The sequence below is a fragment of the Nonomuraea sp. JJY05 genome (assembly GCF_043496855.1).
Lineage (GTDB): Bacteria > Actinomycetota > Actinomycetes > Streptosporangiales > Streptosporangiaceae > Nonomuraea.
Genome location: NZ_JBIEIS010000001.1, coordinates 149,377 through 165,691 on the forward strand (window position 1 = coordinate 149,377; position 16,315 = coordinate 165,691).

Consider the following 16,315-nt stretch of genomic DNA (forward strand, 5'->3'; position numbering starts at 1 on the left):
CCGAACCGAACATCAGTCATGCAGAGCACGAACGCTGGGCAGCCAGGAAGCGATCACGGTCCTTCTCCTCCACATCGACCGTGTATGTTCCGGTTTCGAGGTCCGGGTCTGACACTTTCATGCCGTGGCGTCGCATGCACGCGGTGAATTTCGCGCGGGCTTCCAGAACGTTGGGATCGCGTAGCCCAAGCGTGGGCGTTGGCTCAGCCGGTATTCCGCCGGAGCCGCATGCGGTGGCAGTGGCAAGCGCGAACCCGACGATCGTCAGCAATCGTGACACGCTATTCATGGAGATCAAGTAATCGCAGGTGACATAACGCGGGCGTAACCAACCCCGCGGCGCGTGACATGGCCCAGGACCACCAGCCTGGGTCGACGGCGAAGGGGTGCGGATCACGTGAAGCTCAACACTCGGGTTCAGCTCACACTGCTATACGGCGGGCTGTTCTTCACAATGGGTCTCCTGCTCCTCGGAGCGACCTACCTACTGGTCAGCGACGTGCTGGTGGACACGCGGCTACGTATGGCAGGCGCCGCAGATGTCGTGCCCAACCACGCAATTTTGGCTCCGAGCGGCTCGTCGGTGTTCGTCCTCGTCAACAAGGCGGAGCAACTCGCCGCCCAAGAATTCTACGAGCGGGAGACCCTCAGTTCGCTGCTGGTGCAAGGCGCAATCGTGCTCGGCCTGCTGGGGACTGTTGCCGTGGGCTCGGGCTGGCTAGTGGCAGGCAGGGTGCTGCGGCCCTTCTACCAAGTGACCCAGACTGCCCAGCGAGTGGCATATAGCCATAATCTGGACGAGCGCATCGCGTACAGCGGCCCGCACCACGACGTCAAGGAGCTCGCCGACACGTTCGACGTCATGCTCGTACGGCTGGCCGCAGCCTTCGCCGGCCAAAAACGCTTTGTCGCCAACGCCTCCCACGAGTTGCGCACGCCACTGGCGATCAACAGGACTCTGGTCGAGGTCGCCCTCCGCCGAACCGACGCAACCGAGGACGCCAAGAGACTCGGCGAGTCGTTGCTGGCCGTCAATGCCAAACACGAGCGACTGATCGAAGGCCTGCTCGCGTTGGCGGACAGCGAACGGTCAGTCATCGAACGGCCGCAACGCTTCGATCTAGCCGAGGTGGCGAGCACCGTGCTTGAACACGCTACCGACGAGGCTGCCGAGTCGGGGATCACGCTGCACAGCGATCTCAGATCCGCGCCTATGACGGGCGATCCGGCATTGGTGGAGCGGCTCGTCCAAAACCTTGTCGAGAATGCGGTCCGGCACAACAGGCCCGACGGTGAGGTATGGATCACCACCAGAGCGGAATCGGGACGAGCAGAGATTGCTGTAGCCAATACCGGCCCCGTGGTCCCCGCATACGACTCTGAAGCCATCTTCGAGCCCTTCCGTCAGCTCAGGACTGACATGGCCGGTTCCTCCCGCGGTAGCGGTCTCGGCCTGTCGATCGTCCGCGCCACCGCGCACGCCCACGGCGGGACCGTAGTAGCCAAGCCGCGCGACGGCGGCGGCCTCATCGTGACAGCCCGGCTGTGACAAGCCGACCAAACGCTTGATTCTAGTGACATTCCAGGCCGTTCGATGATCGTGAACGGTGAGGGGCTGGGCGGCAGATGTCCTTGAGCCTCTCACCTCCACAGAACCGGGTGGCGCGGAGCTTGGGGTGGATGTCGACCTCGCGCAACTTGTCGCCCTTGCCCTGGAGGAGATCTCGGGGTGGTTCACCGCAGAACCTCACCATCTTGACCGCCCGGGTGCCTCCCGCGCGCAGTCCTCAGTCGAACACCTGCCCGTGCTGCGCCGGAGCGTCTGACAGGACAACGTCTTCTTCGGCCTGGGCGACGTTGGCGGAGATCACCAGAGCAGCTGCCGTCGTGGCTACCGCCGCGACGGCAGCCGCCCGCCAGCGGCGTCGCGGTCGCGGTCGCGGTCGAGCGGAATCTGATTCCAGTTTCGGTCCTGGTCCGGGTGCCACGCCCATGTCCAGTCGCATGCGGGCGGCGCCCCACGCCGCGGCCGCCTGCTCGTCAAGACCACAGCCGAGGACGAACGCCGTAACCACCTCCCCGCGGGGCAGCGTCTCGCGCTTGAGCATCCCGGCCGCAGTCGAGTACGGCAGGTGGTGGCCAGCCCGCTGCGCCTGGGACTGAATGTCGCGGTAACTGCGCCCGGACCAGGTTTTGAGCCGTTGCAGTGCGGCCACGAACTCGGCGTCGGTGTGTGCCGCAGCTGGGTCGGGACGGCCTGACTGCTCGTCTGATCTGGTGCTCATAACCTGGCAGTACAGCGGAGTCGCACAGATCCGCACAAGCCGGAACAGCACATTCCTTGCGTTCGGGCCAGCGGATTGGCCAGCGTCGAAGGCGTGATCTCCACCTGGTTCCACGCCGCTCTGGCCGGCGTTCTGCTGTCCTCTGCTCCGGTCCATCCACGGATCGAGTCATTTATTGATCGGACGTTGCTGCCCGGGCCCGGCGGCACGGTGGCGCTGGCCCGCCATGGCAAGCTCGTGCACTGCGCCGGATTCGGCCTGGCCGACCGCGAGACCAAGACTCCGGCTCGATGTGACACGGCCTACGACATCATGTCGATGACCAAACAGTTCACCGCTGCCGGGATCATGAAGCTGCAGATGATGGGCAAGCTGCGTACCACCGACCGGATCGCTGTCCACCTCGGTCCGGTACCGGCCGACAAGCGTCTGATCACCGTGCGCCATCTGCTGACCCACACCTCAGGGCTGCGTGACCTCGGCGACGACTACGCCCCCGTCTCCCGCGACACCATGACGCAACGCGCCCTGGCGTCACCGCTGCTGTCGGCGCCGGGAGCCCGGTTCCACTACTCCAACGTGGGCTACAGCCTGCTGGCCGCCCTCATCGAGCGCGTGTCCGGCAGTTCGTACGAACGCTTCCTGGCAGAGCACCTTTTCGCCCCTGCCGGCATGACCAGCACGGGATACGTGCTGCCCCGCTGGGCGGCAGGCCAGGTCGCGATCGAATACGACAAGCAAGGCAGGGGACGAGGGCGCCCCACCGAGCATCCTTGGGCAGCCGATGGCCCCTACTGGTACCTGCGGGGTAACGGCGGCATGCTCTCCACTGCCCGCGACATGTACCGCTGGCACCGGACTCTGGAGGGAGACCAGGTCTTGTCCCGCCGGGCCAAGGCGGAAATGTTCACCCCGCAGGCGCTCGTCAGCCACAAGGCGAAGGCGTACTACGGCTATGGCTGGGGCGTGTTTCCGCGCACTGAGCACGGCCGGATCGTCGAACATGATGGCGGCAACGACTGGTCCTTCGGTGAGTTCGCCCGGTTCCTCGACGCGGGCGTGATGGTGTTCTGGATCAGCAACCAGGCATATCGGGCGGGGCAATGGAACCTCGAGGACATCAACGGCAAGATCACGCTGGGTCTACTGCGCGCATTGTGACGCCGCGACCGAGCGGGACGACTAGACGAGTAAGTCCTAAGTCCCTGCAGAGCGGAGTGTGGACATAGCGAAGGGTGTTGACGACCGGTTTGTGAAGACAGACCTCAACACCCTTCTCACCGCACTGTACGTCAGGATCGACGACTGGCTCGGGCGCCGACCGCGCATGGGACGCAAGCCGAAGCTGACCGATGCCGAACTGCTCCCCTTGGCGGAGGCCCGGCGTGCGTTCCGAGGCGCGCTGGCTGCGCTATGTCCCCGAACACCTGCCCGGCGCCTTCCCCTACCTTCCCGGTCAATCCGGCTACAACAAACGCCCGCACAAGGCCCTACCCTGCTCAAACAAGCAATCCGGGCACTGGCCACCGACACCGACCTATGGCACAACAGCGTGTGGGTGACCGACTCCACCCCCATCGAGTGCGGCCGCTCTCGCCCCTCTGCCCAGCGATCAGATCTGGCCGGCTGGGCCGGCTACGGCTACTGCCGCTCCCACACCCGCTACTTCTGGGGCCTGCGCCTGCCCCTCATCTGCACCCCCACCGGGCTGCCCATCACCTGGGCCCTGGCCACCCCGAACATCGACGAACGCCAGGTCCTGATGGCCATCTGCGAGCACGACCCGCACCTGCTCGCCGACCGTCCCGGCCTGCTGATCATCGCCGACAAAGGCTACGTCTCCACCGAGTTGGACACCTTCCTGGCCGAACGCGGCGCGCGGCTTTTTGCGCCCGTCCCACCGCAACCGCGCACCCCGCCCCGGCGAACACCTCCTCAAGCCCATCCGCCAGCTCATCGAGTCCGTCAACGACACGCTCAAGGGCTAGCTCGACCTCGAACCGCACGGCGCCAGAACCGTCACCGGGGTCGGGGCTCGCATCGCCCAGCGCATCCTGGCCCTGACCGCCGCCATCTGGCACAACCGCGCCACCGGCCAGCCCATCACCCGGTCACTGATCGCCTACGACCACCAACCCGAATTAGGACTTACTCGTCTAGCACCTACCAAGGACGACCTGGTACCGCCAGCCGTTCGAACCCCCTGCCTGACACCCCCGGAAACGGCCCGATGCCGCCAGCCCGCTCGGACCTCCCCACCTGGCACCTACCAAGGACGGCCCGGTACCGCCAGCCGTTCGAACCCCCTGCCTGACACCCCCGGAAACGGCCCGATGCCGCCAGCCCGCTCGGACCTCCCCACCTGGCACCTACCAAGGACGGCCCGGTACCGCCAGCCGTTCGAACCCCCTGCCTGACACCCCCGGAAACAGCCCGATGCCGCCAGCCCGCTCGGACCTCCCCACCTGGCACCTACAAGGACGGGGCGAGGCCATGGGACATCGGCCGCCGGCTACCGCCCCGTTCGGCTGGCCACGATCACCTGCACCGTGTGCTCCAAGGCGTACGCCGGATCCGCTCCGCCGCCCTTGACCTGCTCATCCGCGCTCGCCACAGCCTGGATCGCCCTGGACAGCCCCTCAGGCCCCCATCCGTTCAGCTGCCGCTTCACCCGATCCACCTTCCACGGCGGCATGCCGACGTGGCTGGCCAACTGTCCGCCTCGGAGGTTGCGCGGTGCGCTGCCGACCTTGGCCAGCGACCGCAAGCCACCGGCCAACGCACTCACCAGCAGCACGGGAGCGACCCCGGTGCCCAGAGCCCACCGCAGTTGCTCCAGCGCGTCCGCCAACCTCCCTTCGACAGCGGAGTCGGCCACGTTGAACCCGGTGACCTCGGCCCGGCCCTTGTGATAGCGGGCCACGGCGGCCGCGCTGATCGTCTTGTCCTCCGTGTCGAACGCCAGCTGGCTGCACGCCGCCGCCAGCTCCCGCAGGTCGTTGCCCACGGCGTCGAGCAACGCCTGCGCCGCGTCCCCGGAGATCCCCCGCCCGGCCCGCTTGAACTCCCCCTTGATGAAGTCCAGCCGCTCCCCCGCCTTGGTGACCTTGCTGACCGTGAGCACCTTGGCCCCGGCCTTCTTCGCCCCGTCGACCAGCGCTTTCCCCTTCACCCCGCCCGGGTGCGACAGAACGAGCACGGTGTCGTCAGAGGGCTGCTTGGCATAGGTGAGGATCTCGGCGATGACGTCCTTGGAAAGATCCTGGGCCGACCGGATCACCACCACGGAACGATCGCCGAAGAGCGACGGAGAGGTCAGCTGCGTCAGCTCACCCACCGCGACCTTCCCACCCATGAGGTCATGCACCTCGGCTTGCGGGTCGGCGGCCAGCGCTGCCGCGACGACAGTGCTCACGGCCCGCTCGGCCAGCAGCTCCTCATCGCCGAGGACCAGGGTCACAGGTGCTGGATCGGTTCCCGCCATGTCAGGCAGCATGCCATGCGCCACCGACAACCCGGTACTCGGGCGCACCCCGTACCCGCCACCGACCCTGACCCCCCTTGGCAGCCCCAGCCCACACCACAGCCCTTCAAGCCCGACACGCACCCCAGCCTTTCCGGGCCAGCCCACACCGCAACCCCCAAGCCCGACACGCACCCCAGCCTTTCCGGGTCTGCCCACACCACAACCCCCAAGCCCGACACGCACCCCAGCCCCTCAAGCCCGACAGGCACCCCAACCCTTCCGGGCCAGCCCACACCCCAGCCCCCGAGACCGGCCCACACCCCAACCCTTCGGGGCCAGCCCACACCCCAACCCTTCGGGGCCAACACGCACCGCCGCCCCTCAAACCCGGAGCGCAGCAAGCACTCTCACCGACACAACGGAAACAACCACGCGCAACACCAGCCCGCACGGCGATGGGCTCATGGGAACCTGACCCGCGCAGTTGGGGGCGCGCCGCAACCCGATTTCCACAAGACGGGCCACATGCCTCCGGACACGCTCACCTGACGGCTTGCGCCCCAAAGCGGGACCGTCCCCTCTCACCTGACGGCTTGCGCCCCAAGGCAGGACCGTCCCCTCTCACCTGACGGCTTGCGCGGCCCAAAGCGGGACCGTCCCCTCTCACCTGACGGCTTGCGCGGCCCAAAGCGGGACCGTCCCCTCTCACCTGACGGCTTGCGCGGCCCAAAGCGGGACCGTCCCCTCTCACCTGACGGCTTGCGCGGCCCAAGGCAGGACCGTCCCCTCTCACCTGACGGTTTGCGCGGCCCAAAGCGGGACCGTCCCCTCTCACCTGACGGCTTGCGGCCCAAGGCAGGACCGTCCCCTCTCACCTGACGGCTTGCGGCCCAAGGCAGGACCGTCCCCTCTCAGCTGACGGCTTGCGATCCAAGGCGGGGTCGTCCGATCCGAGCGCCGTGGCAGGGCGGGCGGCGGGGCTACGGGCCGCGCGGAACCACTGCCATCCGTCCTTCCCGCTCCACGATGGCGAGGTCGCCGGACTGGTCGGTCCGGTAGATGCCGGCTCCCAGTCGACGCAGGGTGGCGAGCGTGGACAGGGCGGGATGGCCGTAGTCGTTGTCGGCGCCCACGCTGATCAAGGCCGCTCGTGCGCCGACAGCTGACAAGAAGGCCGGGGATTGCCGGTTGGACCCATGGTGTGGAGTCTTGAGGATGTCGGCCCGCACCGTCGTCCGGCGCAACAGCTCGTCCTGCGCCTCCGTCTCCAGATCACCGCTGAGCAGAATGGATCCGGACCGCCAGCGTACGTGGACGACCACGCTGGAGTTGTTGATCGCGCTGCCCTCCCCTTGCCCACTCATCTCGCCCAAGGCGGGTTCGGGACCGAGCACGGTCAGCTCTGACGGGCCGAAGCGCCACCGAGTTCCGGGCACGGCCGTCCATTCAGGTATCCCACGGCGTTCCAGCGTGGCCGAGAGGTGCGCGACGGCTGGCGCGCTCGTGCGCTGCGGACTGACGACCACAGCGCCGACGCGCCGGTTGCGAAGGACGCCGGGGAGGCCGTTCACGTGATCGGCGTGCGGATGGGTGAGGATCAGGAGAGGTACGTCGTCGACGCCGACCCTGCGCAGGCAGCGATCCATGACGATCGGGTCGGGCCCGGTGTCGACCACGATCCCTTTTCCCGGTCCCGCCGCCACGACGAGCCCGTCCCCCTGGCCAACGTCGCACATCACCATCAACCATCCTTTGGGCGGCCAAGAGCCGACGATGGGCCGGATCACCAGTACGGCAACCAAGGCCGCCCCGGCCACGGTCACCGCCACGGCTCTCCACGCCCTGCGCCGCAGGATCGGCACGGCGATCGCCACCGCGAGCAGCAGCAATCCCAGCCCCGGGAGCCCGCCGGGCCACGGCACGGTAGCGAAAGGCAGGTTCACCGCCCAGCGGGCCACGATGATGATCCACCCGACTGCATAACCGGCCGGGACAACGAGAAGCTCCGCTCCGCGGGGCCATAGGGGCGCCACCAAAGCGGCGCCGAAACCGAGCAACGTCGCAGGGGCGACCGCTGGGGCGACGAGCAGGTTGGCGATCACAGCGACGGGCGTCAACTGCCCCGACATCAGCACCAGAATGGGCGTCACCGCCACCTGCGCGGCCACCGGCACCGCAACGGCCTCAGCCATCCAACGCGGCAACCGATACGGCACCCTGGAGCCACCATCAGTCGGCTGCAGAGCGCGCTCTGGCTGGAGAGCGGGATCAGCGTGCGGTTTGTGGTTTAAGTGCACTTTGTGGTCTAGCGGCACTCTGTGGTCACAATGCAGGTCGTAGTGCAAGCTGCGGCTAGAGTGCACGCTGTGGTCGTGGTGGGCGCCGTGATCGTGGGGGCTGTGATCGTGGTGGGCGCTGTGATCATGGTGGGCGCTGTGATCGGGATGCACGGTGCAGTCGGAGTGCCTGGTGTGGTCCGGTTGTGCGGGGTGTTGTACTCGCAGACCTGACTCGTCCTGTGGGTCAGGATCAGCGTGCTTACTGTGTCTGGTGCCGTTCTGATCGTCGGTGTCGTCCTCGGCTTCTGGCGATGACAGGCGGTCTCGCCAGCGTGGGGCGAGGATGAGGATGCCCGCGGTGGCTGCTACGGAGAGGGCGAAGCCGTACGAACGGGCTAGTTCTGGGGCGAACAGCACCAGGAGGAGGACCGTTGCCGACAGTGCCGCGAGACCGTCCTTTGCTCGACCTGTGCCCAGGGCAATGGCGGCGGCAAGGCCCATGAGGAGAGCGCGCAGAACGCTTGGGGAGGGGCGGGCGACCACGGCGAACGCGAGCATCGCGAGGGCAGCGAAGAGGGCCCTCACCGGGAGGGAGAGCCCGATGAGACGGGAGAGGGCGAGGGCGGCACCTGCCACGATTGCGAGGTTTGCCCCGCTTACTGCGTTCAGGTGGCTCAGGCCGGCTTCCTTGAGGTCGGACGACACCTGGGGATCCATGCGTGAGACGTCGCCGACGACCAAACCCGGTAGGAGGCCTTGCTGGTCGGCGGGGAGGGTGGCGGCGGCCTCCCGTAGGCCCGATCTGAGGCTGCCCGCTGCGGTTTGGAGCAGGGACGGGGGTGTCAGGACTCGTGGTGGACCTTGCACCAGGAGGATGGCGGCCACTAGATCGCCTGGGGTGGGCTTGGCCAGGCGACCTGTCACTTCGACGTGCTGGCTGGGGAGCAGGGTGCTCCAGTCGTGTCCGTTGGCGAAGACGATGATGGGGACGTTGACGGCCTGCCGGTTGCCGGCTGTTTGGATGATCTCCAGGGTGGCTGGGGTCACGTAGCTCTCTTGATTGAAGTGACCGCTTCTGTTTTGTCTGCGCTTGGGGTCGTCCGTTAGGGCGATCTGGGCCTTGATGGAGGTGTTCTTCTTGGCCAAGTCGGCTGCTGGGCCGGTGGTCAGGGCGTGAACTCGGAGAGCAATCGACGCTGAGGCAGCGGCCGCGCAGATGAGGGTGGCAATGGTGATGTTGCGCCAGTGGGTTGGGGGAAATGGTCGCCGTGCATCCCGTTGGGGGTGCGGACCGTGATGGCGCTCGGTCTGATCGGAAGGCGGATAAGGGTCTTGCCACATCCGCCTTGGTGAGGAGGGTGAGTCCCATGCAGGTTGGTGGGTGTCGGTGGATGACTGTGACCGTCCACCTGTGGACCACGGATGCCGATCCGTGAGCCTGGTCAGGCAATCCGCCAAGCTCGTCAGCAAGATCTGGAAGGGGGTGGGCCAGGTTCGGGGGCGGCTGGCCAGGCGCTGGGCGGCCATGTTGCCGCAGTTGGCGGCCCAGATCAGGGAGCGGGTAGGCCAGGTCCAGATACGCCAGCCTGGGGGCTGGACCGCCATGCTGCCGGATCTGGCGGCCCAGTCCTCGCACCAGGTCGCCGAGGCCCCGTGCTGGGCGGCGGAGTCCCCGTACTGGATGGCCCGGCCCCCGTCCCGGATGGCCCACCCTTCGCGACGGGCCGCCGGGCTCCCGTATTGCGTGACCCAATGATCGAACCGGGCCGCTGGATCCTGGTGCTGGGTGGTTGAGCCCACGTGCCGGGCGACCGCATCCCCATGCCGGGCAGTCCACCACCCATGCTGGAAGGCCGCATCCCCATGCTGGGTGGCCGGGTGCTCGTGCTGGGTGGTTGAGCCCACGTGCCGGGCGACCGCATCCCCATGCCGGGCAGTCAACCACCCATGCTGGGTGGCCACATCCCCGTAGTGGGTGGCCGCGCCCGCGTGCTGGATCGCCGCATCCCCGTACTGGGTGGTCGGGTCCTCGTGCTGGACGGCCAAGGCGTTGGAGCGTGCTTGGGGAGGTGGGAGGCGGGGGCGGCGCAGTATGGATCGGGTGGGCCAGGCTATGGCTGAGGCGGTCAGGGCTGTGGATATGGCGGCGATCAGGGCTGTGCGGGCGGTGCAGCCGAGCAGGGCCAAGGCGCTTGCCCAGGCGGCCAGTGCGGGGAGGATGAGGGGCCAGGTGTGTTCACGCTGGGCAGTGTCGGGGTCGGGGTGAGTGGTTCTGGTGTTTGTGCTGGCTCCGTCTGCAGGCCAGGCGCTGGGATTGGCGTTGTCTTGGCTTGGGGGGGCTGGGTGGGTGTTGTCGGTACGCAGGGTGGCCATGTCAGACGCGGACCTTTGGCTTGAGCTCGTCGTACTTTCGTGGGCCTATGCCGGTCACCTCGCGTAGTTGTTCGACGGTGGTGAAGCCGCCGTGGGTGTCTCGGAACTCGGCGATGCGGGCTGCCAGGACCTCGCCCACCCCTGGAAGTTGTTCGAGTTGGTCGGTTGTGGCGGAGTTGAGGTCGAGCACGGTGGTGGCCGGGTCTGCGATGGGTGAGGCTTGGTTTGCCTGGCCGGCGGGGGCGCCCACGACTATCTGCTCGCCGTCGATCAGACGTCTGGCGAGGTTGAGTGCGCCTGTGGAGGCGCCGCGGGACACTCCTCCGGCTGCTGCCACCGCGTCCGTGACTCGGGCGCCTGCGGGGAGTAGGTAGACGCCCGGCTTGCGGATCTTGCCGGTGACGTGGACGGTCACCTTGGCGACGGCGGTCGGGGACGGCGACCTTGGTGGCTGTGAGACCGGGGTGGGTGGTGGCAGGGGCTCCGGCGAGGGCTGGGAACGCCAGAGGAAGAACGCTGCTATGGCTGCGGCGAGGGCTCCCACGGCCAGCAGGACTCGGAGGCCGGGCTTGCCTGGGTCGAGGGCTGGGGCTTGGGAGGTGAGGGCTGCGCGGAATGCTTGGAAGGTGGGCGGCACGGGGGCGGGTCCGCGCTTTTGGGCGGGTGATGGTGATGCGTTTGATCGTTGCTCGGGGATTGGGCGGGGTGCGCGTGAGGTGACGGCATCGTCATGATCATGCCCCTGAGGGGGTGTTCGGCTTTCCTCGCCTGATGCTGCGGGTGCAGTGTCCTGCCAGCGGCTTTCCTGGCGCAGAGGGGTGAGGGCGGCGTTGTCCCAAGCTTCTCTCTCACGGGGCTCGGTTGACGGGTGTCCGGCTTGGTGTGCTGAGGCGTGGCCTCGTGCCTGGGCCCCGGCTGGCTCGGTCATGGCGCCGTTGAGCCGACCGAGAGAGCGGCGGGAGCGGCGGGAAGGCGCGGTGATCGACCGTAGCCGGGACTCGGCTATGGTCCGCTCTGCCGTGGGGTCGGGGGTTCGCACGGCTGAGAACGTAGATCCTTGGCGGTCTTTGTGGGGGTCCCGAATCGCGTTCTGGGGATGGGGTGGGAGACAGGCGAAGGGCTGTGGACAACGAGGAGACCGGCATGCTCGAGGAGGAGCGTGCGCGCAGAAAGGCAGTCAGGGGTCGGGCAGTCACACGTCGGGCACGGGGTCGGGCACGCGGTCGGGAGGCCATCAGCCAGGCGCTCGGGCAAGGACGCTGAGGAGCACGCTCAGAAGACGTGGGCAAGGCGTCGGAGGTCTGGAGGACGCGTAGGAGGCTTGAAAGGCTGTGCTGGGCGTCGCCCGGGCTGAGGGCTGTTGTGCCGGGCGTCGCTGGGCTGAAGGGGCATGCTGGGCGCCCGGGAGTTGAAGGGGCTCTGGCGGGCGGTCGTGCTGGGCGTCGCTGGGCTGCAGGGGCATGCTGGGCGCCCCAGGGATAAGGGCTCTCCCCGGGCATCGCAGGGTTGAAGGTGCTGGCGTCGCAGGGCTTAGGGCCGTGCTGGAGCTTGGAGGGCTGGGCATTGCAGGGCTTGAGGGCCGTGCTGGGCCGTGCAGAGCTTGAGGCCGTGCGGGAGCTTGGAGGACTGAGGGACAGTGTCGTGTCCAGGGAACCGAGAGTCAATGCCGTGTCTCAGGGGACCAGGGGGCTTCCAGGGTCGGCGTTGAGAGGCCTGCTGGGGGATTGGGGTCGTGATCCCTCAGGAGGTGGTTGGTGTTGGGCTGCGTGGAGGGTCAGGGGGTGGGGGATGTGACGGTGAGGCCCAGCATGCCGGGTCCCACATGGACGCCGATCACCGCCCCCACCTCCACCACCCGCACCTCCACCAGCCCGCCCAGCCGCTTCGGCAGGCGTTCCGCCAGGGCCTCGGCGCGGTCGCTTGCCCCGAGGTGCTGTACCGCCACCTCCACGGGGCTCTCCCCCGCCGCCTGGACGGCGAGGTCCTCCAGGCGGGCGATGGCGCGGGAGGACGTGCGGACCTTCTCCAGGAGCGAGATGCGGCCGTCCACGATGTGGAGCAGCGGCTTGATCAGGAGGGCCGAGCCGACGAGGGAGGCGGCGGTGCCGATGCGGCCGCTGCGTCGTAAGGCGTCGAGGGTGTCCACGTAGAAGAACGTCCGGGTGGTCGCCATTCGCGAGCGGGCCGCCGCCGTCACCGCTTCCAGGGCGGCTCCGCCGGAGGCGGCGCGGGCGGCGGCCAGGACCGGGTAGCCGAGGCCCATGGCGATCGAGCGGCTGTCGATCACCTCCACGGGCACGGGCGCGTGGGCCGCGGCCGCCAGGGCGGAATCGGCGATGCCGGACATGTCGCGGGAAACGTGGATCGAGGCGATTGCTGTCGCGCCCGTCGCCGCCAGGGAGGCGTAGCAGGAGGCGAAGCTCTCCGGGGCGGGGCGGGAGGTGGTGGCGGTGGTGAGGTCGCCGCTGAACAGCGGCTCGTCGTACGAGACCCCGCCGGCGATCACCTGGACGGGGACGACCGTGACACCCGGCACGGCAGGCAGGTAGGCGGTCGAGTCGGTGACCACGGCGACCGAGGGCGGCATAACCCCGAGAGTAACTACTGGACCGGCGTCCCACCCCGCCACACGCGGCGCGGCTTGAGACCGAAGGACCAGGCGAAGGCGCCCTCGTGGTCGGCGTCCCACTGCACGATGTCCGCCAGCCGGCCCGGAGCCAGGACGCCGCGGTCGGGAGCGCCCAGGACGGTGGCGCCGCCGAGGGTGGCCGCCCGCAGGGCGTCGTTGACGCTCATCCCGAACGCCGACACCGCCATGGCGATGACCAGGGACATCGAGGTGATGCCGCAGAATCCGGGGTTGTGGTCGCTGCCGAGGGCGATCTGGACGCCGTGCTTGATCATCTGGCGGACCGGCGGGAGGTGGCCGCGCTGCAGGGCCGTGGCCGGGCAGACGACGGCGGGCACGCCGTAGCGGGACATGATCGCGATGTCCTCGTCCGACATGTGGTGCAGCCCGTCGGCGGAGGCGCAGCCGAGCTCGGCGGCCAGCTGGACGGCGCCGCGGCGGCTGAAGATGCCGGCGTGGATGCGCGGCAGGAGCCCGACGTTGCGGCCGGAGGCCAGCACCCAGCGCGACTCCTCGGTGGTGAAGTGGCCCTCGTCGCAGTAGACATCGACGCTGTCGGCGCCCGCCGCGGCGGCGTCGGCGCACCAGGCGCCCACGGCCTCGACGTATTCGCGCTGGCGGCCGAAGTATTCGGGTGGCACGACGTGCGCCGCCAGGAACGTGACGTGCACCCGCGGCATCATCGGTTCCTTCTCCAGCTCGCGCAGGAGCCGCACGTCGGCGAGCTCGCCGTCGCGGGTGAGGTGGTAGCCGGTCTTGGCCTCGACCGTGGTGGTGCCGCTGAGCAGCCAGCTCCGCAGCCGCTCGCGCACGCCGTTGCACAGGGTCCACGGGTCGGTGCCGCGGGTCACGGTGACCGTGGAGCCCACGCCGCCGCCCGCCGCGGTGATCGAGGCCGCGCTGGAGCCGCCGGTGCGGATGGCCAGCTCGGCGTAGCGGTTGCCGGCGTAGACGGGGTGGGTGTGGGCGTCGATCAGACCGGGCGTGACGAGAGCGCCGCCGAGGTTTTCGACGTGGTCGACGTCGACGATGTCGTCGACGACTCCGGGAACGCTCTGCGGGAGGTCGGGCGCCCGCCCGACCCACGCGATGCGGTCGTTGTGCACGAGGATGGCGGCGTTGCTGAGGACCTCGTTGCCGGTCCACAGGCGGCCGATGTTGGTTAGCAGTCGAACGGTCACCGCATCACCGCCCTGCGTGAGCCCCCGCCCGCGCACCGGCATGGGCGCAGCGCACAGCACACGGGCTGTGCCGCGCCCACTGAGTCCGCTCCGGGTCCGGACGACATTGGGGGGTCTCCTGCTCTCATCCGCATCGAGTTGTGCGGTGACCGTATCGCCAGAGTCATGATCCGGCGATTTCAGTTCAGTTACGTTATTTCACAGCTGGGCTTGCTGTACAGGGTTATTCGGAAGAAAGACCACTGATCCCAACCGTCACCCAGCCCCACCTCGTCCCCAAGGCCCCCGTTGACGACTTCGATCACAAGAGTCATCATCCGAAACCTAGAACCCAAACCTAGAAACCCGACCGCGTAAGGGGTCTGGCCGATTCTAGCAACCTCAGGGTTCGGGGACCACTGCCGCTTTTGGGTAGCCATGCGTGCTTTGCGGCGAGGGCCACCCCACTACGCAACGTTCGCCGCCGACGTTCCAACCTGCCACACGCCGCCGTCGCGCCCGACCGATGCCGTCGTTCGCCGACTGTCACGGCAGACCCGCCCGAACACGCTCGGCCGGGCGATCCCACCGTACCGCTTGTGTGGGAGTCGCCCGGCCGCAACGACGAAACCGGGGGGTGACCGGAGGGTTAGAAGACCCGCTCCACGGGCTTGCCGACCCGCTCCAGCTCCTGCCACAGGCTTGGCAGCACCCGGGCGCGCAGGATCGTGCCGTCCTCCACGTGGTCCACGGAGAGCACCTCGCCCTCCTTGTGGGCCCGGGAGATGAGGTCTCCCCTGTTGTACGGCACCAGCAGGTGGATCTCGTGGTCCAGCCGGGGCAGCTCCTGCTCGATGACCGCCATCAGCTCGGGGATGCCGCGGCCGGTCCGCGCCGACACCACGACGCAGTCGCGCTCGCGCCGCATGATCCGGTCGATCACGTCCTGCTCGGCCGCGTCGGCCTTGTTGATCACGACGATCTCGCGGATGTCCGAGGCGCCGTCGATGTCGGCGAGCACCTCGCGCACGGCGGCCAGCTGGCCCTCCGGGTCGGGGTGCGAGCCATCGACCACGTGCAGGATCAGGTCGGCCTCGGCGACCTCCTCCAGCGTCGAGCGGAACGCCTCGACGAGCTGGTGCGGCAGGTGCCGCACGAAGCCCACGGTGTCGGCGATCGTGAAGAGCCGGCCCTCGGCCGTGCGCGCCCGGCGCACGGTCGGGTCGAGGGTGGCGAACAGCGCGTCCTCCACCAGCACCCCGGCTCCCGTGATGCGGTTGAGCAGCGAGGACTTGCCCGCGTTGGTGTAGCCGGCGATGGCCACGGCGGGGACCTCGCGCCGCTGACGCTGGTAGCGCATGGTGTCGCGCGAGGTGGACATGCCGCTGATCTGACGGCGCAGCTTGGCCATGCGCTCGCGGATGCGGCGCCGGTCCAGCTCGATCTTGGTCTCACCGGGGCCGCGGCCGCCGATGCCGACGCCGCCCGCGGCGCGACCGCCGACCTGCCTGGACAGGTTGCCACCCCAGCCGCGCAGGCGGGGCAGCAGGTATTGGAGCTGGGCCAGCTCGACCTGGGCCTTGCCCTCGCGGCTCTTGGCGTGCTGGGCGAAGATGTCGAGGATCAGCGCGGTGCGGTCGATGACCTTGACCTTGACCGTCTCCTCGAGCTGGCGGAGCTGGCCTGGGGTCAGCTCGCCGTCGCAGATCACGGTGTCGGCGCCGGTCGACTCGACCACGTCGCGCAGCTCGAGCGCCTTGCCCGAGCCGATGTAGGTGGCCGGATCGGGCTTCTGGCGGCGCTGGACGAGGCCGTCGAGCACCTGGGACCCAGCCGTCTCGGCCAGGAGCTTGAGCTCCAGCAGGGAGTTTTCCGCGTCGTCCACGGTGCCTGACGTCCAGACGCCGACGAGGACGACCCGCTCCAGCCGCAGCTGCCGGTACTCGACCTCGGAGACATCCTGGAGTTCGGTGGAGAGGCCCGCCACGCGGCGCAGCGCCTGGCGCTCCTCGAGGTCCATGTCGCCGGTCTCGAACTCGTCGAGGTCGAGCGCGGTGTAATCGTGCATTCGTGTCATCTCTATTAGGGAACGTCTGGACACCTCGGTGTCTTCCCACGATGGT

Annotated in this window: 12 protein-coding genes; 4 read left to right on the forward strand and 8 right to left on the reverse strand. The window is 68.4% G+C overall.

Annotated elements, in window-relative coordinates; all coding sequences use genetic code 11:
* Positions 1–16 precede the first annotated feature (16 nt).
* A complete protein-coding gene (locus ACFKCF_RS00700) occupies positions 17–271 on the reverse strand; it encodes a hypothetical protein (protein WP_394489486.1) in 255 nt (84 codons plus the stop codon).
* Positions 272–397: 126 nt separating this feature from the next.
* Here ACFKCF_RS00700 and ACFKCF_RS00705 point away from each other — a divergent pair, with 126 nt between their 5' ends.
* A complete protein-coding gene (locus ACFKCF_RS00705) occupies positions 398–1,549 on the forward strand; it encodes a sensor histidine kinase (protein WP_394489488.1) in 1,152 nt (383 codons plus the stop codon).
* Between the two features lie 238 nt (positions 1,550–1,787).
* On the opposite strand, the gene ACFKCF_RS00710 is transcribed toward ACFKCF_RS00705, so the two are convergent.
* Entirely contained in the window at positions 1,788–2,285 is a 498-nt protein-coding gene (locus ACFKCF_RS00710) for a hypothetical protein (protein ID WP_394489490.1), read from the reverse strand.
* 93 nt (positions 2,286–2,378) lie between these two features.
* Between ACFKCF_RS00710 and ACFKCF_RS00715 the strand changes: the two genes are divergently transcribed.
* Positions 2,379–3,446, forward strand: a complete 1,068-nt coding sequence (locus ACFKCF_RS00715; protein WP_394489492.1) for a serine hydrolase domain-containing protein — start codon at positions 2,379–2,381, stop codon at positions 3,444–3,446.
* Between the two features lie 166 nt (positions 3,447–3,612).
* Complete coding sequence (locus ACFKCF_RS00720; RefSeq protein ID WP_394490014.1) at positions 3,613–4,599, forward strand: transposase; 987 nt, start codon at positions 3,613–3,615, stop codon at positions 4,597–4,599.
* Positions 4,600–4,797: 198 nt separating this feature from the next.
* On the opposite strand, the gene holA is transcribed toward ACFKCF_RS00720, so the two are convergent.
* The gene (holA, locus tag ACFKCF_RS00725) at positions 4,798–5,769 is read right to left on the reverse strand and encodes a DNA polymerase III subunit delta (RefSeq protein ID WP_394489494.1); all 972 of its coding nucleotides are present in this window, start codon (positions 5,767–5,769) and stop codon (positions 4,798–4,800) included.
* A gap of 962 nt (positions 5,770–6,731) precedes the next feature.
* A complete protein-coding gene (locus ACFKCF_RS00730; RefSeq protein ID WP_394489495.1) occupies positions 6,732–9,176 on the reverse strand; it encodes a ComEC/Rec2 family competence protein in 2,445 nt (814 codons plus the stop codon).
* Positions 9,177–9,462: 286 nt separating this feature from the next.
* Between ACFKCF_RS00730 and ACFKCF_RS00735 the strand changes: the two genes are divergently transcribed.
* Positions 9,463–9,786 (forward strand): hypothetical protein, encoded by a 324-nt coding sequence (locus tag ACFKCF_RS00735; protein WP_394489497.1) that lies wholly within the window; start codon positions 9,463–9,465, stop codon positions 9,784–9,786.
* A gap of 618 nt (positions 9,787–10,404) precedes the next feature.
* Here the strand turns inward: ACFKCF_RS00735 and ACFKCF_RS00740 are convergent.
* The 4 genes from ACFKCF_RS00740 to hflX all read right to left on the reverse strand — a co-directional run bounded on the left by ACFKCF_RS00740 (position 10,405) and on the right by hflX (position 16,260).
* Positions 10,405–10,818 (reverse strand): helix-hairpin-helix domain-containing protein, encoded by a 414-nt coding sequence (locus ACFKCF_RS00740; protein ID WP_394489499.1) that lies wholly within the window; start codon positions 10,816–10,818, stop codon positions 10,405–10,407.
* A gap of 1,359 nt (positions 10,819–12,177) precedes the next feature.
* Positions 12,178–12,990, reverse strand: coding sequence for a DegV family protein (locus tag ACFKCF_RS00745; RefSeq protein ID WP_394489501.1), 813 nt, complete (start codon positions 12,988–12,990; stop codon positions 12,178–12,180).
* Between the two features lie 14 nt (positions 12,991–13,004).
* On the reverse strand, positions 13,005–14,213 hold the full coding sequence (hutI, locus tag ACFKCF_RS00750; protein WP_394489503.1) for an imidazolonepropionase: 1,209 nt from the start codon (positions 14,211–14,213) through the stop codon (positions 13,005–13,007).
* A 628-nt stretch (positions 14,214–14,841) separates the two neighbouring features.
* The gene (gene hflX / locus ACFKCF_RS00755; RefSeq protein WP_394489505.1) at positions 14,842–16,260 is read right to left on the reverse strand and encodes a GTPase HflX; all 1,419 of its coding nucleotides are present in this window, start codon (positions 16,258–16,260) and stop codon (positions 14,842–14,844) included.
* Between the last annotated feature and the right edge of the window lie 55 nt (positions 16,261–16,315).